Source organism: Curtobacterium sp. MCLR17_039 (assembly GCF_003234745.1).
In the GTDB taxonomy this organism is placed as follows: Bacteria; Actinomycetota; Actinomycetes; order Actinomycetales; family Microbacteriaceae; genus Curtobacterium; species Curtobacterium flaccumfaciens.
Window position 1 is genome coordinate 52,779 of sequence record NZ_QKTF01000002.1, and the last position, 18,364, is coordinate 71,142.

General features: G+C 70.9%; 17 protein-coding genes. 13 read left to right on the top strand and 4 right to left on the bottom strand.

What is annotated here, in order from left to right; genetic code table 11:
• Positions 1–159: 159 nt before the first annotated feature.
• Complete coding sequence (gene lipA, locus DEJ00_RS02250; protein WP_111056304.1) at positions 160–1,143, bottom strand: lipoyl synthase; 984 nt, start codon at positions 1,141–1,143, stop codon at positions 160–162.
• Positions 1,140–1,889 (bottom strand): lipoyl(octanoyl) transferase LipB, encoded by a 750-nt coding sequence (gene lipB / locus DEJ00_RS02255; protein WP_111056305.1) that lies wholly within the window; start codon positions 1,887–1,889, stop codon positions 1,140–1,142. Before lipB ends, lipA begins: the two co-directional genes overlap by 4 nt.
• 85 nt (positions 1,890–1,974) lie before the next feature.
• Between lipB and DEJ00_RS02260 the strand changes: the two genes are divergently transcribed.
• The gene (locus DEJ00_RS02260) at positions 1,975–2,640 is read left to right on the top strand and encodes a hypothetical protein (RefSeq protein ID WP_111056306.1); all 666 of its coding nucleotides are present in this window, start codon (positions 1,975–1,977) and stop codon (positions 2,638–2,640) included.
• 44 nt (positions 2,641–2,684) lie between these two features.
• A complete protein-coding gene (gene ffh / locus DEJ00_RS02265) occupies positions 2,685–4,235 on the top strand; it encodes a signal recognition particle protein (RefSeq protein ID WP_027465889.1) in 1,551 nt (516 codons plus the stop codon).
• A 220-nt stretch (positions 4,236–4,455) separates the two neighbouring features.
• Here the strand turns inward: ffh and DEJ00_RS02270 are convergent, their stop codons facing one another.
• The gene (locus tag DEJ00_RS02270; protein WP_027465888.1) at positions 4,456–5,595 is read right to left on the bottom strand and encodes a glutamate--cysteine ligase; all 1,140 of its coding nucleotides are present in this window, start codon (positions 5,593–5,595) and stop codon (positions 4,456–4,458) included.
• A gap of 119 nt (positions 5,596–5,714) precedes the next feature.
• On the opposite strand from DEJ00_RS02270, the gene aroA reads away from it, so the two are divergent.
• The 8 genes from aroA (at position 5,715) to trmD (ending at position 15,301) form a co-directional block, all read left to right on the top strand.
• Entirely contained in the window at positions 5,715–8,957 is a 3,243-nt protein-coding gene (aroA, locus tag DEJ00_RS02275) for a 3-phosphoshikimate 1-carboxyvinyltransferase (RefSeq protein WP_111056307.1), read from the top strand.
• Positions 8,954–10,132, top strand: a complete 1,179-nt coding sequence (locus tag DEJ00_RS02280; protein WP_111056308.1) for an acyl-CoA dehydrogenase family protein — start codon at positions 8,954–8,956, stop codon at positions 10,130–10,132. The genes aroA and DEJ00_RS02280 overlap by 4 nt, the downstream gene beginning before the upstream one ends.
• A gap of 84 nt (positions 10,133–10,216) precedes the next feature.
• Positions 10,217–11,080: an SDR family oxidoreductase gene (locus DEJ00_RS02285; protein ID WP_258373495.1), complete on the top strand. Its 864-nt coding sequence runs from the start codon at positions 10,217–10,219 to the stop codon at positions 11,078–11,080.
• Between the two features lie 4 nt (positions 11,081–11,084).
• A complete protein-coding gene (locus DEJ00_RS02290; RefSeq protein WP_111056309.1) occupies positions 11,085–13,220 on the top strand; it encodes an FAD-dependent oxidoreductase in 2,136 nt (711 codons plus the stop codon).
• 164 nt (positions 13,221–13,384) lie between these two features.
• A complete protein-coding gene (gene rpsP / locus DEJ00_RS02295; protein ID WP_027465884.1) occupies positions 13,385–13,798 on the top strand; it encodes a 30S ribosomal protein S16 in 414 nt (137 codons plus the stop codon).
• 3 nt (positions 13,799–13,801) lie between these two features.
• Positions 13,802–14,038, top strand: coding sequence for an RNA-binding protein (locus DEJ00_RS02300; protein ID WP_017888258.1), 237 nt, complete (start codon positions 13,802–13,804; stop codon positions 14,036–14,038).
• Positions 14,039–14,057: 19 nt separating this feature from the next.
• Entirely contained in the window at positions 14,058–14,603 is a 546-nt protein-coding gene (gene rimM / locus DEJ00_RS02305) for a ribosome maturation factor RimM (protein ID WP_171907871.1), read from the top strand.
• A gap of 5 nt (positions 14,604–14,608) precedes the next feature.
• Positions 14,609–15,301 carry a tRNA (guanosine(37)-N1)-methyltransferase TrmD gene (gene trmD, locus DEJ00_RS02310; RefSeq protein ID WP_110863975.1) on the top strand — a complete coding sequence of 231 codons (693 nt, stop codon included), beginning with the start codon at positions 14,609–14,611 and terminating at the stop codon, positions 15,299–15,301.
• A gap of 170 nt (positions 15,302–15,471) precedes the next feature.
• On the opposite strand, the gene map is transcribed toward trmD, so the two are convergent.
• Entirely contained in the window at positions 15,472–16,254 is a 783-nt protein-coding gene (map, locus tag DEJ00_RS02315) for a type I methionyl aminopeptidase (protein WP_111056310.1), read from the bottom strand.
• A gap of 168 nt (positions 16,255–16,422) precedes the next feature.
• Here map and rplS point away from each other — a divergent pair, with 168 nt between their 5' ends.
• The 3 genes from rplS (at position 16,423) to DEJ00_RS02330 (ending at position 18,349) form a co-directional block, all read left to right on the top strand.
• A complete protein-coding gene (gene rplS / locus DEJ00_RS02320; protein ID WP_017888254.1) occupies positions 16,423–16,779 on the top strand; it encodes a 50S ribosomal protein L19 in 357 nt (118 codons plus the stop codon).
• Between the two features lie 122 nt (positions 16,780–16,901).
• On the top strand, positions 16,902–17,645 hold the full coding sequence (lepB, locus tag DEJ00_RS02325; RefSeq protein WP_027465880.1) for a signal peptidase I: 744 nt from the start codon (positions 16,902–16,904) through the stop codon (positions 17,643–17,645).
• Entirely contained in the window at positions 17,642–18,349 is a 708-nt protein-coding gene (locus DEJ00_RS02330) for a ribonuclease HII (protein WP_111056311.1), read from the top strand. Before lepB ends, DEJ00_RS02330 begins: the two co-directional genes overlap by 4 nt.
• Positions 18,350–18,364: the final 15 nt, after the last annotated feature.

The following is an 18,364-nucleotide window of genomic DNA, read 5'->3' on the forward strand; positions in this document are numbered from 1 at the left end:
GCCGGCTGGCACCGCGCCTCCCGTCTGTCCGGGCGTCGTCCGGACGCACCGAGTTTCGGCCTGAGCGACAGTTCACGTGCTCCGCAGCACGTGACGTGTCGCCCAGCGCGAAACGCCGCGTGCGCCCGCGCCGCGTACGCCGCGCGAGCCGCGCGCGCGTCAGACGGCCTGGCGGCCAGGGGTCGCGTCGAGCAGGTGGGCCAGGTGCTCGGGGACCGAGCCGCCGCGCGCCACCGTCGCCCGCGCCCACAGCCGGCCCGCCCGGTACGACGACCGGACCAGCGGTCCGGCGAGCACCCCGGCGAAGCCCATCTGTTCGGCGACCTCACGGAGCTCGACGAACTCCGCAGGGCTGACCCAGCGCGCGACCGGCAGGTGCCGGGGCGACGGGCGGAGGTACTGCGTCAGCGTGATGATGTCCGTACCCGCGTCGTACAGGCGCTGCAGGGCGTCCTCGATCTCGACGCGCTCCTCGCCCATGCCGAGGATCAGGTTCGACTTCGTGACCAGTCCGGCGTCGCGGCCCTGGGTGATGACGTCGAGGGACCGTTCGAACGTGAACGCCGGCCGGATCCGCTTGAAGATCCGCGGGACGGTCTCGACGTTGTGGGCGAAGACCTCGGGGCGGGCGGCGAACACCGGGCCGAGCTGGTCCGGTCGCCCGTTGAAGTCCGGCACCAGGATCTCGACGCCGGTGCCGGGGGAGTGCTCGTGGATCGCGCGGATGGTCTCGGCGTAGAGCCAGGAACCGCCGTCGGGCAGGTCGTCGCGTGCGACGCCGGTCACGGTCGCGTACCGCAGGCCCATCTCCGCCACGGAGTCTGCGACCCGGCGGGGCTCGTCGCGGTCGAGCGGTTCCGGCTTGCCGGTGTCGATCTGGCAGAAGTCGCAGCGACGGGTGCACTGCGAGCCGCCGATGAGGAAGGTGGCCTCGCGGTCCTCCCAGCACTCGAAGATGTTCGGGCAGCCGGCCTCCTGGCAGACGGTGTGCAGCTGCTTCTCGCGCACCAGGCTCGACAGCTCGCGGAACTCGGGGCCCTGCGTGGCACGGGTCTTGATCCACGCGGGCTTCGTCTCGATCGGGGTCTCGGCGTTCCGGGCCTCGACCCGGAGCATGCGGCGGCCTTCGGGGGCGAGGGTCATACGAGGGTCTCCTGTCGGGCGGGCGCGGTGCTGGTGCTCGTGCTGGTGCTCGTGCCGGTGCTGGTGCCGGGGGCCGTCGTGCTGATCCGGCGGCCGCTGTGCATGCCGTCGACGGCCTGTCGGACGCGCTCCGCGACCAGGGGTGCGAGGTCGTCGACGGTCACGTGGGCACGCCCCGCGAGCGCCGCCGCGGCGCTCAGCGTCGTGACCCCGGCGTCCGCGATGCCGCACGGGACGATCGCGGCGTAGGCGTCGAGGGCGTTGTCGCAGTTGATCGCGATGCCGTGACTCGTCACGCCCTCGGCGACGTGCAGGCCGATCGCGCCGACCTTGGCGGCGGGGGAGCCGTCCGTGCCCGGCACCCAGGCGCCGCTGCGACCCGCGACCCGTTCGGCGTGCACGCCGACGGCAGCCGCGGCGTCGATGACGACCTGCTCCAGGTCGCGCACCCAGGCGACGACGTCGAGGGGTTCGGCGAGCCGGACGATCGGGTAGGCGACCAGCTGCCCCGGGCCGTGCCAAGTGATGCGTCCGCCGCGGTCGGTGTCGACGACCGGGGCGCCGTTCGTCGGCAGGTCGGACGGTTCGGTGCGGCGTCCGGCGGTGTACACGGACGGGTGCTCGCACAGCACGAGGGCCCCGGGGGAACGGCCGGCGACGACGTCGGCGTGCAGGTCCCGCTGCAGGGCGAGGCCGTCCGAGTAGTCGAGCAGGCCGTGGTGGCGGACGATCTCGAGTTCCGGCATGCGGCGAGCGTACGACAGTTTCTGGACGGCGTCCAACAACGGGGGTGCTTGACCTCAACAAAGGTTGAGATGGTCCGATGGGGGCATGGACATCCGACAGGTACAGCTCGCCACCCGCTCGCTCGCCGACACCGCCCGGTTCTACGAACGACTGGGGTGCTCGGTCGAGATCGTCGACACCACGGTGCGCATCGTGGTGGGGTCGACGCTCCTCGTGTTCCGTGAACTGCCGGAGATGACCGGAGCCCTGCACCTGGCGATCACGATCCCCACGGGGACCTTCGACGCGGCCAAGGCCTGGATCGCCGGACTGACGACGGTGCTCGGTACCGCTGACCAGGACGAGTTCGAGGGGCCGCCGAACTGGAACTCGCGGTCGGTCTACTTCGAGGGGCCCGACCAGCAGCTCCTCGAACTCATCGAGCGGCGGGACCTGGAGCCGGGCGCCCGGCGCGTCGGCGCCGGTACCGACGCCGGCGTCCCGCTCGTCTCGGTCAGCGAGGTCGGCGTCCCCGTGCCCGACGTCCTCGGCGCAGCCTCGGCCCTGCGACGCGCCGGTCTCGAGCCGTACGCCAACCCGCCGGGGGAGTCCTTCGCGGCGGTCGGTGACGTGGACGGTCTCGTGATCCTGGTGTCGCCCGACCGGCGCTGGTTCCCGACCGGTGACCGGAGTCCGTCGAGCGCGCCGGTGGTCATCGACGTGGGGCTCGACGCACCGGTCGGACTGACCGAGGGTGTCCTCCTGCGGTGAACGGGCCGGTGCCGTCGGCGGGAGCCTTGTAGAATCGACGGATCATGGCGCAATTCGGTTCACTCTCCGATCGGCTGACCGAGACCTTCCGCAATCTGCGGAGCAAGGGTCGGCTGACTCCGTCCGACGTCGACGGCACCGTCCGCGAGATCCGGCGGGCGCTCCTCGACGCCGACGTCGCGCTCGAGGTAGTCAAGGCGTTCACCGCATCGGTGCGCGAGCGTGCCCTCTCCGACGAGGTCAACCGCGCGCTCAACCCGGCGCAGCAGGTCGTCCAGATCGTCAACGAGGAACTCGTCGGCATCCTGGGCGGGCAGCAGCGACGGCTCGAGTTCGCGAAGAAGCCGCCGACGGTCATCATGCTCGCGGGTCTGCAGGGTGCCGGTAAGACCACCCTCGCGGGCAAGCTCGGCAAGTGGCTCAAGAAGGACGGCCACACCCCGATGCTCGTCGCGGCGGACCTCCAGCGTCCGAATGCCGTGCAGCAGCTGCAGGTCGTCGGCGAGCAGGCCGGCGTGCACGTCTTCGCTCCCGAGCCCGGCAACGGTGTCGGCGACCCGGTCAAGGTCGCCAAGAACGCCATCAAGGCCGCGATCGACCAGCAGTACGACACCGTCATCGTCGACACCGCAGGTCGACTCGGTGTCGATGCCGAGCTGATGAAGCAGGCCGCGAACATCCGCAAGGCCGTCGACCCGGACGAGGTCCTGTTCGTCATCGACGCGATGATCGGTCAGGACGCCGTCAACACGGCCCGTGCGTTCCAGGAAGGCGTCGACTTCACCGGTGTCGTGCTCTCGAAGCTCGACGGTGACGCCCGCGGTGGTGCCGCCCTGTCGGTGGCCAGCGTGACCGGCCGTCCGATCATGTTCGCGTCGACGGGTGAGTCGCTCGACGACTTCGAGCCGTTCCACCCGGACCGCATGGCGAGCCGCATCCTCGACCTCGGCGACATCCTGTCCCTCATCGAGCAGGCGCAGGGCGCCTTCGACGAGGAAGAGGCGCGCAAGGTCGCGGACAAGATCGCGACCGACAACTTCACGCTGAACGACTTCCTGCAGCAGATGCAGCAGCTCCGCAAGGCCGGCTCCATCAAGGGCATGCTCGGCATGCTCCCGGGAGCCAAGGGCATGCGCGAGGCGCTCGACAACTTCGACGAGCGCGAGATCGTCCGCACCGAGGCGATCATCCAGTCGATGACGCCCCAGGAGCGCGAGCTCCCGAAGCTCCTCAACGGTTCGCGTCGTCTGCGCATCGCGCGCGGTGCCGGATCGACGGTCACCGAGGTCAACGCGCTGGTGAACCGCTTCGAGCAGGCCGCCAAGATGATGAAGACCGTCGCCCGCGGTGGCGTGCCGCAGATGCCGGGCATGGGTCCGATCCCGGGCATGCACGGCGGCAAGAAGCAGCAGCAGGGCGGCAAGAAGAAGTCGAAGGTGGGCAACCCCGCCAAGCGCGCGGCCTTGGCTGCCGGCGCGGCGGCTGCGCCGCAGCAGGCCCCGCAGGGGTCCGGCCTCGGCCTCGGGGGCGCCAAGGGCGGCAAGGCACCGACCGAGGAAGAGCTCGCGTCGCTGCAGAAGTTCCTGGGTCGCTGACGCGGCTCGCGATCGCGACCACCTGACGGACGGGAGGCCCGGTGCCAGCTGGCACCGGGCCTCCCGTCCGTCGTCCGGTCGCGTCGCGACGTTCCTTCCCATCGCACGCGCGATGGAAAGTGGAATCGGGCGTACCTGGTCGAAAGGAACGACCAGGTACGCCCGATTCGGCCAGGTACGCCCGATTCGGCCAGGTATGCCCGGGGTGGTCCGGTCGCGGCTAGAGCGCGTCGCGGAACTCGGTGACCAGGTGGCGGACCACGGCGCGCAGGTCGCCGCCGTTCTCCTGCGCGACCTGCAGCTGCCGCTGGTACGAGGCGCCGCGCTCGATCATCGTGTCGAGGTGGTGCAGCTCGTCGAGGCAGCCGAGCCGTTCGGCGATCGGGTCGAGCCGCTGCACGAGGTCGTGTACCTCGTCGGTCACGAGCCGCTCGTCGCCGGCGACGTTCGTGATGATCTCGGCCTCCATGCCGTAGCGGGCCGCGCGCCACTTGTTCTCGCGGATGAACCACGGCTGCATGGTGGGCAGGGTCTCACCGGCGTCGAGCCGGTCCGAGCAGGCGGTGACCAGGCACTGCACGAGCGCGGTGACGGCGCCGACCTCGTGCAGGGTCGAGATGCCGTCGGAGACCCGGTTCTCCAGGGTGCCCCAGCCCGGCGACGGTCGGATGTCCCAGCGCAGGTCCTTCACGCCGTCGATGACGCCGGTGTGCGTGAGGTCGCCGACGACCTCTTCGAAGTTCGCCCAGGCGCCGAGCTGCGGCGGGAGCCCGCCGGTCGGGAGCTGCTGGAACATGAGGGCGCGGTTCGAGGCGTACCCGGTGTCGGTGCCGCCCCAGAACGGGCTCGACGCGGTGAACGCCTGCAGGTGCGGGACGTAGGCGAGCATCGCGTTCATGATCGGGACCGCCTTGTCGCGGTCGTCGATGCCGACGTGCACGTGCACGCCCCAGATGAGCATCTGGCGTCCCCACCAGCGGGTGCGGTCGATCAGCGTCGTGTAGTGCTCGCTGTCCGGAGTGATCTCCTGCTGGTCCCACACCGCGAACGGGTGCGTGCCCGAGCACATCACCTGGGCGTCGAGCGGTTCGGCGGCGTCGATGACCTCGCCGATGATGCCGGACAGCTCGCTCGTCGCAGCCCCCACGCGGTCGTGGACGCTCGAGACGACCTCGACCGTGTTGGTCAGCAGCTCCTCGGTGACGCGGTCGTGGTCGCCGAGCCGCTCGTGCACGGCGGCGATGACGGCGGGGGCACGGGGAGCGAGGTCGCCGGTCGCCCGGTCGACCAGGGGGAGTTCCCACTCGACGCCGATGGTCGACGGGCGGGACTCGGTGAAGCGGATGTCCATGCCGTCCATCCTGCCCGGGTCCTTGTCGGACACGCACAACGAAGCGTTGTCCCGATCGTGCGGATCGTCCTGCAACTAGTTCCACTCCGGGCGTACCGTTGAAATGTTCCTACAGGGAAGAGGTACGCATGCAGTTGGTGGTGCGCGGGACGAACGCCCCGCTCGTCGGAGAACTCGACATCCCGGTCTCGAAGTACCACGCGCACCGCGCGCTGGTGCTCGCGTCGCTGGCGAAGGGGACGAGTGTCGTCTCCGGGGTCAGCGCGACGCGACAGGTGGAGTGGACCGTGGGCACGCTCCGCGCGCTCGGCGTCGACGTCAAGCGTCGCGGGAACGCGTACCACGTGACCGGGCTGGGCGGCCGGTACCGGGCGACCGACGTCGTGGACCACGGCTCGCGCGGTGCCGACGGACTGCTCAACATGGGGTCCTCGGGCACCACGCTCTACTTCATGACCGGGCTCGCCTCGCTGGCCGACCGTCCGATGACCCTGTCGGGCATGAAGTACTTCCAGCGCCGCCCGATCAAGGCGCTGCTCACCTCGCTGACGCAGATGGGGGTGGAGCTCGAGGCGACGAACGACTGCCCGCCCGTCACCGTGCAGCCCAGGCGTCCGCGCGGCGGCGACGTGACGATCGCCGGCACCCTGTCGCAGTGGGTGTCCGGGCTGCTGCTGGTGGCCCCGTTCGCCGAGCACGAGACCCGGATCCACATCACCGGCGGGCGGCTCAACGAGCAGCCCTACGTCGAGCTCACCGTGCGGATGATGCGGCAGTTCGGCCTGACGGTCGAGGTCTCCGACGACTGGCTCGAGTACCGGATCCCGGCGGGCCAGCAGGCCACCCCGCACGACTACGTCATCCCGCCCGACATCGGGTCCGCAGCGTTCGGCATCGCGGCGGCCGGCACCCGCGAGTCGAACGTGCTGCTGCGCGGCATGACGGCCACGACGACGGCCGAGACGGACCACCCGGAGAGCGAGTTCCTGGACCTCGCGACCGCGATGGGCGTGCCGATGCGGATCGACGAGGAGACCGGCTTCGTCCGGATCGAGCACGACGGGTCCCCGCTCCGGCCGCTCGACGTCGACTGCCGTCCGATCCCGGACCTGCTGCCCGTGCTGTCGACGATGGCCACCTTCGCCGAGGGCACCAGCCGACTGTGGAACGTGGCGCACATCCGGCTGAAGGAATCCGACCGCGTGGCGGCGATGCTCCAGCTGAACCGGATGGGCGGCCGTGCCGAGCAGGGCGCGGACGAGCTGCGGGTCACCGGCGTCGGCGCGGCCGGGTTGCAGGGTGCGCCGATGTCCTCGTTCAACGACCACCGTGTGCTGATGTCCCTCGCGGTCGCGGCGTCGAGTGCCGACGGGGTGTCCGGCCTGACCTACCCGCGTGCCTACCGGATCTCCTACCCGACGTTCCTCGAGGCGATGAACTCCGTCGGGCTCGACATGTCCGTCGGTGACCGGCTCGCAGCCCAGGTGGCGCGGGACGACCGGATCGACGCCGCCGAGGCCGACGGGGTCCGCACGCACCTGGGCACGCCCCTCGAGACGTCTGCGGCGCCCGAGCCAACCGACCAGCCGGTCGCGCAGCCCGCCGCACAGCCCGCCGCCCCGCAGCCCGCCGTCCCGCAGCCCGCCGTCGCCGTGCCCGAGCTCGCCGGCGTCGACGCCGACCCGCTCGTCCTGAGCGAGCGGGTCCGCGCCCTGTCGCAGACCGACCCCGACGGCCTGGCCGTGATCGAGGTCGGCGGTGCGACCCCCGCGAACACCACGTGGAAGGAGCTGCAGGACGAGGCCGACCGGGTCTCCGCCCTGCTGCTCGAACTCGGCGTGCGCACGGGTGAATCCGTCGCGATGCAGCTGCCCAACTGGCGCGAGTTCGTGTCGATCACCCTCGGTGCGATCCAGATCGGCGCCGTCGCCACCCCGATCATGCCGGTGTTCGGTCCCCGCGAGACCACGATGACGCTGGCGCGATCGAAGGCCCGCGTGGTCTTCCTGCCGAACGTGTTCCGGAAGCGCCGCCCCGCACTCGAACTCCTCGACGTCATCGACGAGGCCGCCGCGCAGGACCGTCGCCTGTCGCTCGAGCACGTCATCGTGCTCCGCGCCGAGGCCCGCGGGCAGGGGGACACCCCGACGAACCAGCCGCCGCTGCCCGCTGACGCCCTGGAGCGCGTCGTGGCGAGCGACTGGCACTGGCGCTACTTCGAGAACGCCCTGGCAGCCGTGCACGTCGACGTCGACGAGATCGCGTCGCACGCTCCCGGACCGGACGACGTCTGCCAGCTGCTCTTCACCTCCGGCACCACGGGGGAGCCGAAGGGCGTGCAGCACCCGCACCGCACGCTCGGACTCGCGACCGCCATGCACGTGGCGCAGTCCGGGCTGACCAGCGCCGACCGCATCTACATCCCGTCGCCGCTCGCTCACCAGACCGGGTTCCTGTACGGCATGCTGCTGGCGTTCCGGCTCGGTGCCCCGCAGGTCATCCAGCCGGTGTGGGACGGCCGGGTCGCACTCGAGCAGGCGTTCGGCGTCGCCCGGGCGTCCTTCGTGCAGTGCGCGACGCCGTTCCTGACCGACCTCGTCGACCTGGTCGAGGCCGGTGCACCGCAGCCGGAGTCGCTCCGGATCTTCGTGCCGACGGGCGCCGCGGTGCCCCGTGCACTGGCCCAGCGAGCGAGCACGGTGCTCGGCAGCGCCATCCTCGGCGCCTTCGGGACGAGCGAGACGTGTCTCGGGGCCCTGTCCAGCCCCAGCGACGACCCCGCCGACGCCCACGGCCACGACGGCCGGGCGCTGCCGGGCATCTCGATCCGCATCGTCGACGACGCGGGGATCGAGCTGCCCGCCGGTACCGAGGGCAACTTCGAGCTGCACTCGCCGACGATGTTCGCGGGCTACCTCGACCGCCCGGACCTGACCGACGACGTGTTCACGGCGGACGGCTGGTACCGCACGGGCGACCTGGCGAAGGTCGACGAGAAGGGCTTCCTGTCGATCACGGGCCGCATCAAGGACGTCATCAACCGCGGCGGCGAGAAGATCCCCGTCGTCGAGATCGAGAACCTGCTGTACCAGCACCCGCTGGTCACGGACGTCGCGATCGTGGCGATGCCGGACGAGCGGCTCGGTGAGCGTGCCTGCGCCTGGGTCGTGAACGCCCGCGCGGACGAGCCGCTCGACTTCGCCGGGATGCAGCAGTACCTCGACACGGCCGGCGTGAGCAAGTACTACTGGCCGGAACGACTCGAGTACACCACCGAGCTGCCGCGCAACGCGGTCGGCAAGGTCCAGAAGAACATCCTGCGCGAGCAGGCGGCCGCGCTCGTCGCGACGAAGGAGAACGAGACACGATGACGATCGTCGAGCAGACGAGCACGGGCTTCGACGAAGCCGCCTTCCAGCAGCTCAAGGCCGAGGTCACCGAGTGGGTCCGCGGCCCCGGCGAGGCGTGGGCGGACGAGATCGAGCGCACGGGCCGGGTCGCCCCCGAGCTGTTCCAGGAGCTCAAGGAGAACGGGTGGCTCAGCCTCGCCGCCCCGACGGAGCTCGGCGGACGGGCGATCCCCTTCTCGCGCTACCTCGAGATCATGGAGGTCGTCTCCCGCTCGCACGCCTCCATCCGCATGCTCGTGCACGTCATCAACGGCACCTGGCGCGCGATGGCCCCCTACGCGACGCCGGAGCAGATCGAGCAGGTCGTCAAGCCGTCCGTCGCGGGCGACACGCTCGTCGCGTTCACCCTGACCGAGGCCACCGCGGGCACCGGAGCGGACATCCGCACGACGGTCCGGCGCGAGGGCGACACCTACGTGATGAACGGCGAGAAGCACCTCATCACCTTCGGGGTCAAGGCCGACCACTGGCTCATCGCCGCTCGGCTGGAGGGCACCAGCGGCCAGGACGGCACGGTCGCGTTCCTGATGCCGAACAGCGGGCTGCCGGGTGCCGAGGTGATCGACGACTCCGACACCATGGGCATCCGCGGCACCGACCACGCGATCCTGCGGTTCACCGAGACCCCGATCCCGGCCAGCGCCCGCCTGGGCGAGGAAGGCCAGGGCCTCGAGGTCGCGCTCGGCGGCTTCCTGCTGCCGAGCCGGGTGTCCGTCGCGATGAGCGCCGTCGGTCTCGCCGAGCGGGCGAACGAGCTCGCCGTCGAGTACGCCAACAAGCGCGAGACGTTCGGCAAGCGGCTCTCCAGCCGGCAGGCGATCCAGTTCTACCTGGCCGAGAACTACGCCGACATCGCCGCCGCCCGCGCCCTGGTGCTCGAGGCCGCTCGCGCCTACGAAGCGGACCGCCCCGACGCCGGCACACTCTCCAGCGCCTCGAAGATGGTCGCCGTCGACATGCTCGCCCGGGTCACCGACAAGGCCCTGCAGGTGCACGGTGGGCAGGGCTACTGGAAGCGCAACGCCATCGAGCGCGTCTACCGCGACGCACGCGCGCAGCGCTTCGAAGAGGGCACCAACGAGATCCAGAAGCTGATCGTCGGCCGCGCCGTCGTGACCGGCCAGGCCGGGTTCTAGACCGCAACCCAGGACCGGACGGGAGGCGCGGTGCGGGCCCGCCCCGCGCCTCCCGTCCGTCACCCACCCACCTGAAGGACCGAAGTGACCCACAGCACCAACGCACCCATCGCACTCAGCTCGCCCATCGCACTGATCACCGGCGCTTCGCGCGGCATCGGCCGCCTGCTCGCGCAGAAGCTCGGCCAGCGCGGCGTCACCGTCGTGGTGACGTACAAGGGCAACGCCGACCTGGCCGAGGAGTCCCTGGCCGACGTCAGGGCGGCCGGCGGCGACGGCATCACGGCGCAGGTCGACATCGAGCAGCCGGAGTCGATCGACGCCCTGTTCGACCTGGTGCGCGACACCTACGGACGCCTCGACATGTTCGTCGCGAACGCCGCGGCCAGCGCGTTCAAGCCCGTCGCGGACCTCAAGCTGCACCACCTCGACCGCAGCTACGCCACGAACGCCCGCTCGTTCGTGCTCGGCGCCCAGCGCGCGGCGGAACTGATGGACCGGGGTGGCCGCATCGTCGTCGTGACGTCGTACGGATCGATCCGGGCGTTCCCGACCTACGCCGCACTCGGTGCCGCCAAGGCCATGAGCGAGGCGTACATGAAGTACATGGCGGTGGAGTTCGGTCCGCGCCAGATCACCGTCAACGCGGTGAACGGCGGCCTCATCGACACCGACTCGCTCGAGTACTTCTACACGAAGGTCCCCGGCCAGGCGCCGATGGACACCGTCCTCGAGAAGCTCCCGCTGCAGCGCCCCGGGACGGCCGACGACATGGCTGACGCCGTCGACTTCCTGCTGTCGGACAAGGCCGGGTACATCACCGGGCAGGTGCTCTCGGTGGACGGCGGTCTGACGGTCATCGCCCCGCCGTACTGGTCGGACACGACGTCGCCCCTCCGCGACGCGGTGCTGCCGGCCGACGCTCCGGGCGCGGACACCGCAGAATAGGCGCATGAGCAGCGTCGCTTCCGCCCCCGTCGTGCCGGAGTCCCTCCGGACCGTCGCGTCACCCTGGACCCTCGGCCCCCTGCACCTGGCGAACCGGGTGGTGATGGGGTCGATGCACACCGGGCTCGAGGTGCACGACGACGGCGGAGCCGGCATGGCCGCCTTCTACCGCGAACGGGCGGCCGGCGGGGCGGCGTGCATCATCACCGGCGGCATCGCGGTGAACGACGAGGCCCGCGGGGGTCCGGACTTCGCGGTGTTCGGCGTCGGGGGAGCCGACGAGCGGTTCCGGGTGGCGGTCGACGCCGTGCACGACGAGGGCGGGACGATCCTCGCGCAGCTGTTCCACGCCGGGCGGTACGCGCTGGCGTCGGGCATGGTCGACCGGCACGGCGACCCGCAGCGCGTCGTGGCACCCTCGGCCCTGCCGTGGGCGGCCGCCCGCGGTGTGGTGCCGACCGAGCTGACGTCGGCCGAGGTCGAGCGGACCATCGAGGACTTCGCCGCCGCGGCCCGCACCGCCCGCGCGATCGGGTTCGACGGCGTCGAGATCATGGCGTCCGAGGGGTACCTGATCAACCAGTTCCAGTCGCCGCTGACCAACCTGCGCGACGACGAGTGGGGCGGGGATGCGGAACGGCGTCGGCGCTTCGCGATCGAGGTCGTCCGGGCCGTGCGCGCCGCGGTGCCCGAGCTGGCCGTGACGATCCGGCTGTCCGGCGCGGACCTGATGCCCGGCTCGTCGACCGACGACGAGGTCGACGCGCTCGTGCACGACCTGCTGCCGCTCGGGCTCGACGGCATCTCGGTCGGCATCGGCTGGCACGAGTCCCGCACCCCGACCGTGCAGGCCTCGGTGCCGCACGGGGCCTGGCTGGCGTACGCGGCACGGATCGCCGCGGTGGTGCGCTCGTCCGCGTACCCGGACGTCCGCGTGATCGCCTCGAACCGGATGACGGACCTGCGCGACGGTGAAGCCGTGCTCAGCGACGGCCTGATCGACGCCGTCGCGCTCGCCCGGCCGTTCCTCGCCGACCCCGCCATCGTGTCGCGCTCGCTCGCGGGCGGGTTCGCCCTGGTGAACACCTGCATCGGCTGCAACCAGGCGTGCCTCGACCGCTCGATCATCGGCGCACCGGTGTCCTGCCTCGTGAACCCCCGTGCCGCCCGCGAGGTGGCCTTCCCCGCCCGGCCGACCGCGGACCCGAAGCGCGTCGACGTCGTCGGTGGCGGACCGGCCGGGCTCGCCGCCGCGGTGGACGCCGCCCGACGGGGCCACGACGTCACCGTCTGGGAGGCCTCCGACCGCCTCGGCGGCCAGTTCGGCCTCGCCGCACTCGTCCCGGGAAAGGAGGACTACGCCGCCACGGTGCGGTCCGCCCGCGCCGAGCTCGCGGAGCGGGGCGCCACGATCCACCTCGGACGCCCGGCCACGGCTCGGGACCTCGTCGACAGCGACGCCGTCGTGCTCGCGGCCGGGGTGGTCCCGCGGAGCATCGACGTCCCCGGCAGCGACCTGCCGCACGTGCTGTCCTACGAGCAGGCCCTGCGGAACGGCGTACCCGAGGGCACCGTCGCGATCATCGGCGGCGGTGGCATCGGCGTGGACACCGCGGCGTTCCTGACCGAGTCACCCGACGAGGTCGTCCGGGCCGCCGAGTTCGCGGCCCGCTGGGACCTCGACGTGTCCGAGGAGCTCGTCGGCGACGTGCCGCAGCGGCTCCCCGCGGCACGGCGCACCACCCGACCGGGGTCGCAGGTGACGGTGCTCCGGCGTTCGGGCAAGTTCGGCCAGGGGATCGGCATCACCTCGCGCTGGGTCGCGATCGGTCGGTTGCGGGATGCCGGGGTGCGGATGGTCGGCGGCGTGCAGGAGTACTTGCGCATCGAACCCGGGGTGCTCTGGATCCGCGACGAGCACGGGGACGAGGTCGGCGTGCCGGCGGACACCGTCGTGGTCTGCGCCGGGCAGGAGCGCGCGACCGACGCCGAGGGCGACGCGCCTGACGGACTCGCCACGGGCCTCCAGGCCGCCGGCGTGCCGTACGCCGTCGTCGGCGGCGCGCGCGACGCACGGAGCGTGGACGCGGTCCGGGCGACGTCCGAGGCCCTCGAAGCGGTGCGACGCCTCGCGCCGTAGCGAGTCGGCTCGCATCACGGCCGGGAATCTGCAAGAATGAACGGTCGAATCGCCGCAGCTCGACCCTCTATCCAGCTGTGAGCGATCTCTCTCGAGCTTTCGCCGTGTGTGCCCCCACGCCCGCGGTTCCAGTTCAACCACAACGAAAGCAAACAGGAGCAATTGTGGCTGTCAAGATCCGTCTGAAGCGTCTCGGTAAGATCCGTGCGCCTTACTACCGCATCGTCGTCGCCGACTCGCGCACCAAGCGCGATGGTCGTGTCCTCGAGGAGATCGGTCAGTACCACCCGACCGAGGAGCCCTCGGTCATCAAGATCGAGTCCGAGCGTGCGCTCTACTGGCTCGGCGTCGGCGCGCAGCCGACCGAGCAGGTCGCGGCCCTCCTCAAGCTGACCGGCGACTGGGCCAAGTTCAAGGGCGAGAAGGACACCGAGTCCAAGGTCAAGGTCGCCGAGCCGAAGCCGGCCTTCCAGGTCGACTCCTCGAAGAAGGCCGTGCTCAAGCCGAAGTCGGAGAAGACGGCTCCCGCCGCCAAGGCCGACGACGCCGAGACCGCCGACGAGACGACCGAGGCGTAGTCCTTGCTCGAATCCGCGCTGACGCACCTCGTCAAGGGGATCGTCGATCACCCTGACGACGTGCGCGTCGCCAGCTCCACCTCCCCACGCGGCGAGGTCCTCGAGGTGCGCGTGCACCCCGAGGACCTCGGCCGCGTGATCGGTCGCGCCGGGCGCACCGCCAAGGCGCTCCGCACCCTCGTCACGGCCCTGGCCGACGGCAAGCGCGTGCGGGTCGACGTGGTGGACACCGATTCCTAGGGAGACGACCCAGCTCCGGGTGGGTCGAATCACGAAGGCGCACGGGCTCAAGGGCGGCATCAAGCTCGAGCTCTACACCGACGACCCGGATCGTCGGTTCACCCCGGGCGCCACCTTCACGCTCCAGGTCCCCGACGACTCACCGTGGTCGGGCAAGACCCTCGAGCTGGACGAACTCCGCTGGTACAACGGTCACCCCGTCGCGTTCTTCGCCGGGATCGACGACCGCACTGCGGCCGAGTCCCTGGCGCGCATCATCCTCTGGGTCGAGCAGGACGCCGACGCCGAGACCGGCGAGGACGACGCCTGGTACGACCACCAGCTCGTCGGGCTCAAGGTCCTGCGTGACGGCGTCGAGGTCGGCACGGTCGCCCGTGTGGACCACATGCCCGCCCAGGACCTGCTCGCGATCGACACGCCGTCCCGCGGCGAGGTCCTCGTGCCGTTCGTCTCGGCCATCGTGCCGGCGGTCGACATCGCGGCCGGCACCGTCACGGTCACGCCGCCGCAGGGGCTGTTCGAGGACCCCGAGGACACCTCGCGCCCCGAGACGGTCACGGACTAGTCCCCGTGCGGATCGACATCGTCACGATCTTCCCGGAGTTCTTCTCCGTGCTCGACGTGTCCCTGCTCGGCAAGGCCCGCTCCGGCGGACTGCTCGACCTGCACGTGCACGACCTGCGGTCGTGGACCACCGACCGGCACCGCACCGTCGACGACACGCCGTACGGCGGTGGCGCCGGCATGGTGATGAAGCCGGAGCCGTGGGCCCAGGCGCTCGAGGCGCTCTTCCGGCCCGACGGTTCATCGACCCTGGTGGTCCCGACGCCGGCCGGCACGCCCTTCACGCAGTCCATCGCGCGGTCGCTCGCGTCGACGTCGGAGCACCTCGTGTTCGCCTGCGGGCGGTACGAGGGAATCGACGCCCGCGTCTTCGAGTGGGCGTCGTCGCGCGCCACCGTCGTCGAGCTCTCGCTCGGCGACTACGTGCTGAACGGCGGCGAGGTCGCCGCGATGGCGATGATCGAGGCCGTCGGCCGACTCGTCCCCGGCGTCGTCGGCAACCCCGAGTCGCTGGTCGAGGAGTCCCACGAGGACGGCCTGCTCGAGTACCCCTCGTACACCAAGCCCGCGTCGTGGCGCGGCCTCGACGTCCCCGACGTCCTGCTCAGCGGGCACCACGCCCGCGTCGGTGCCTGGCGGCACGAGCAGCAGCTGGAGCGGACACGGCGCGTCCGTCCGGACCTGCTGCCCGACGCGTAGCGTCACCCGTCTCGCGAAAGCGACAGATCTCCGCGGAACATCCGCGGAGATCTGTCGCTTTCGCTGTTGTGACGGTCCGCGGGCCGCGAGATCTGTCGCTTCCGTGGGGTGGGGACGACGCGTGACGGACTGGAGGTGCGGTGCCAGCTGGTGCCGCGCCTCCAGGCTCGCTACTGGTCGCGCTGGGCGCGACGCAGGGTCAGGACCTCGGGGCCGGCCTCGGTGACCGCCACCGTGTGTTCGACGTGCGCGGCACGTGAGCCGTCGACGCTGCGCAGGGTCCAGCCGTCGTCGTCCTGGTAGAGCTCGTCGGTCGTCTGCATGAGCCACGGCTCGATCGCGACGACCAGCCCCGGTCGGAGCTTCAGGCCGCGACCCGGACGGCCGTCGTTCGGCACGTGCGGGTCCCCGTGCATGGTGCGACCGACGCCGTGCCCGCCGAACTGCAGGTTCACGTCGTGACCGGCCTCGTGTGCGACGTGACCGATGGCGTGCGAGACGTCGCCGAGCTTGTTGCCGGGAGCCGCCTGGCCGATGCCGGCGGCGAGTGCTCGCTCGACCGTGGCGATCAGGGCCTGGTCCTCGTCGCGCGGCGTGCCGACCTGGACGCTGACGGCGGAGTCCGCGACCCAGCCGTCCACGCTCGCGGCGAAGTCCAGGCTCACCAGGTCGCCGTCCTGCAGGGTGCGGTCGTGCGGCAGGCCGTGCAGGGCGGCGTCGTTCACCGAGGTGCAGAGGTTCTTGCCGAACGGAGACATGCCGAACGACGGGTGGTAGTCGACGTAGCAGCTCTCCGCGCCGCGTTCGGCGATCATCCTGGCCGCGACGCGGTCGAGGTCGAGCAGGTTGACGCCGACGTCGACGGTCTCGAGCAGCTCGTCGAGGACGTCGGCCACGAACCGGCCGGCGACGCGCAGTCCGTCCAGCTCGGCGGGGGTGCGGAGTTCGATCATGGGTCCATCCTCGTCGTTTTGTCTCCCGCGCTCTCTGTGGCAGTATTGAACGCTGTGCCCTGGCTGGACTCTGCCACGGGGGAGTCGCCGACACCGGGCACGCACCACCACTTTCCGAACCTTCGATCCGCGGCGACCCGTGCGCGTCCGCAGAGAGTGAAACCCACCATGAGCCAGCTCCTCGACAACGTCGACGCAGCATCGCTGCGTACCGACGTCCCGGACTTCCGCCCCGGCGACACCATCAAGGTGCACGTCAACATCATCGAAGGCACGCGCTCGCGTATCCAGGTCTTCCAGGGAGTCGTCATCGGCCGTCAGGGCCACGGCATCGGCGAGACCTTCAAGGTCCGCAAGGTGAGCTTCCAGGTCGGCGTCGAGCGCTGGTTCCCCGTGCACTCGCCGATCATCGACCACATCGAGATCGTCACCAAGGGTGATGTCCGTCGTGCGAAGCTCTACTACCTGCGCGAGCTCCGCGGCAAGGCGGCCCGCCGCAAGATCAAGGAGAAGCGCGACGCCTGATCGCCTTCACAGTGAACGTCCGCGAGCCGGACGACGCTGCGAGCCCCTCGTCCATGTACGGTTGTGCATCGACGGGGGGCTCTTCCCATTGCGGGGAGTCAGTGGTTCGAACGAGAGCGGAAATGACGGACACGACAGAGGATTCCGGGCGCAGGCCACGTGCCGAGAAGCAACGGAACGGTGTCCTCACATTCCTCCGCGACCTCGTCATCATCTTCATCGCGGCGCTGCTCGTGTCGTTCCTGGTCAAGACGTTCCTGATCCGGTCGTTCTACATCCCGTCGGCGTCGATGGAGAACACGCTGCAGATCAACGACCGGGTGATCGTCAACGAGCTCGTCCCCGGCGCCGTGGCGCTGAAGCGGGGAGACGTCGTCGTGTTCAAGGACCCGGGCGGCTGGCTCACCGGATCCGAGGTGCCGAGCGTCACGCCGGACACCCAGCCCGCCAAGGCCATCGACTGGGCCCTGACCCAGGTCGGTCTCGGCACCGGTGACAGCGACGACCACCTGATCAAGCGCGTCATCGGTCTGCCCGGTGACAAGGTGTCCTGCTGCAACGACCTCGGGCAGATGTCGGTGAACGGTGTGCCGATCAAGGAGCCGTACCTGAAGCTCCCCGCCGGCGCCCCGGCCTCGGCGACCGACTTCTCGGTCACCGTGCCGAAGGGCACCATCTGGGTGATGGGCGACAACCGGAACGACTCGAAGGACTCCCGGTACAACGGCGACACCCCGTCGAAGGGCTTCGTCCCGATGTCCGACGTGACGGGCCGCGCGTTCGTCATCTCCTGGCCGGCGAGCCGCTGGACGTGGCTCGACGACCATCCCGAGGTGTTCGCCGGCGTGGAGGAGCGCGACGAGTGACCGCCGTCCGTCCGTCGCTCCGGCTCGAGAAACGTCTGCTCGCCGAGGGCCGCGTGACGGTCATCGGCATGGACGAGGTCGGCCGTGGCGCCATCGCCGGTCCGGTCGGCGTCGGTGTGGCCGCGGTGACGCTCGACATCGGTCGTGTGCCCCAGGGGCTCGCTGATTCCAAACTGCTCTCCGAAGCGCGCCGCACCGACCTGGTGCCCGTCGTGCAGCGTTGGGCACGCACGGCGGTCGGCATGGCATCGGCGGACTTCGTCGACCAGCAGGGCATCGTCCCGGCCCTCGGCGCAGCGGGTGCGCAGGCGCTCGGCTCCCTGGTCGCCGACGGGGTGTCGCTCGACGGCGCGGTGGTGGTGCTCGACGGCTCGTTCGACTGGTTGAGCCGCGCCCTGCCCGCGTCGCTCCGTCCGGCCGCCGATCCGCTCGAGGTCGTCGTCCGGGTCAAGGCCGACCGCGACTGTGCCTCGGTGGCCGCGGCGTCGGTGGTGGCGAAGGTGGCCCGTGACGCGCTCATGATCTCGGCGCACGACGAGGCTCCGCACTACGGGTGGGTGTCGAACAAGGGCTACGGGTCGACGGCGCACTACGACGCGATCCGGACGATCGGGGCGCACGCGCTGCACCGGAAGTCCTGGTTGCACCAGGCCTCGAGCGTCGCGCTGGACGGCTTCGACCAACTCGACGCCGTCGCGGGTTGAGCCCGTCGCCCGCTC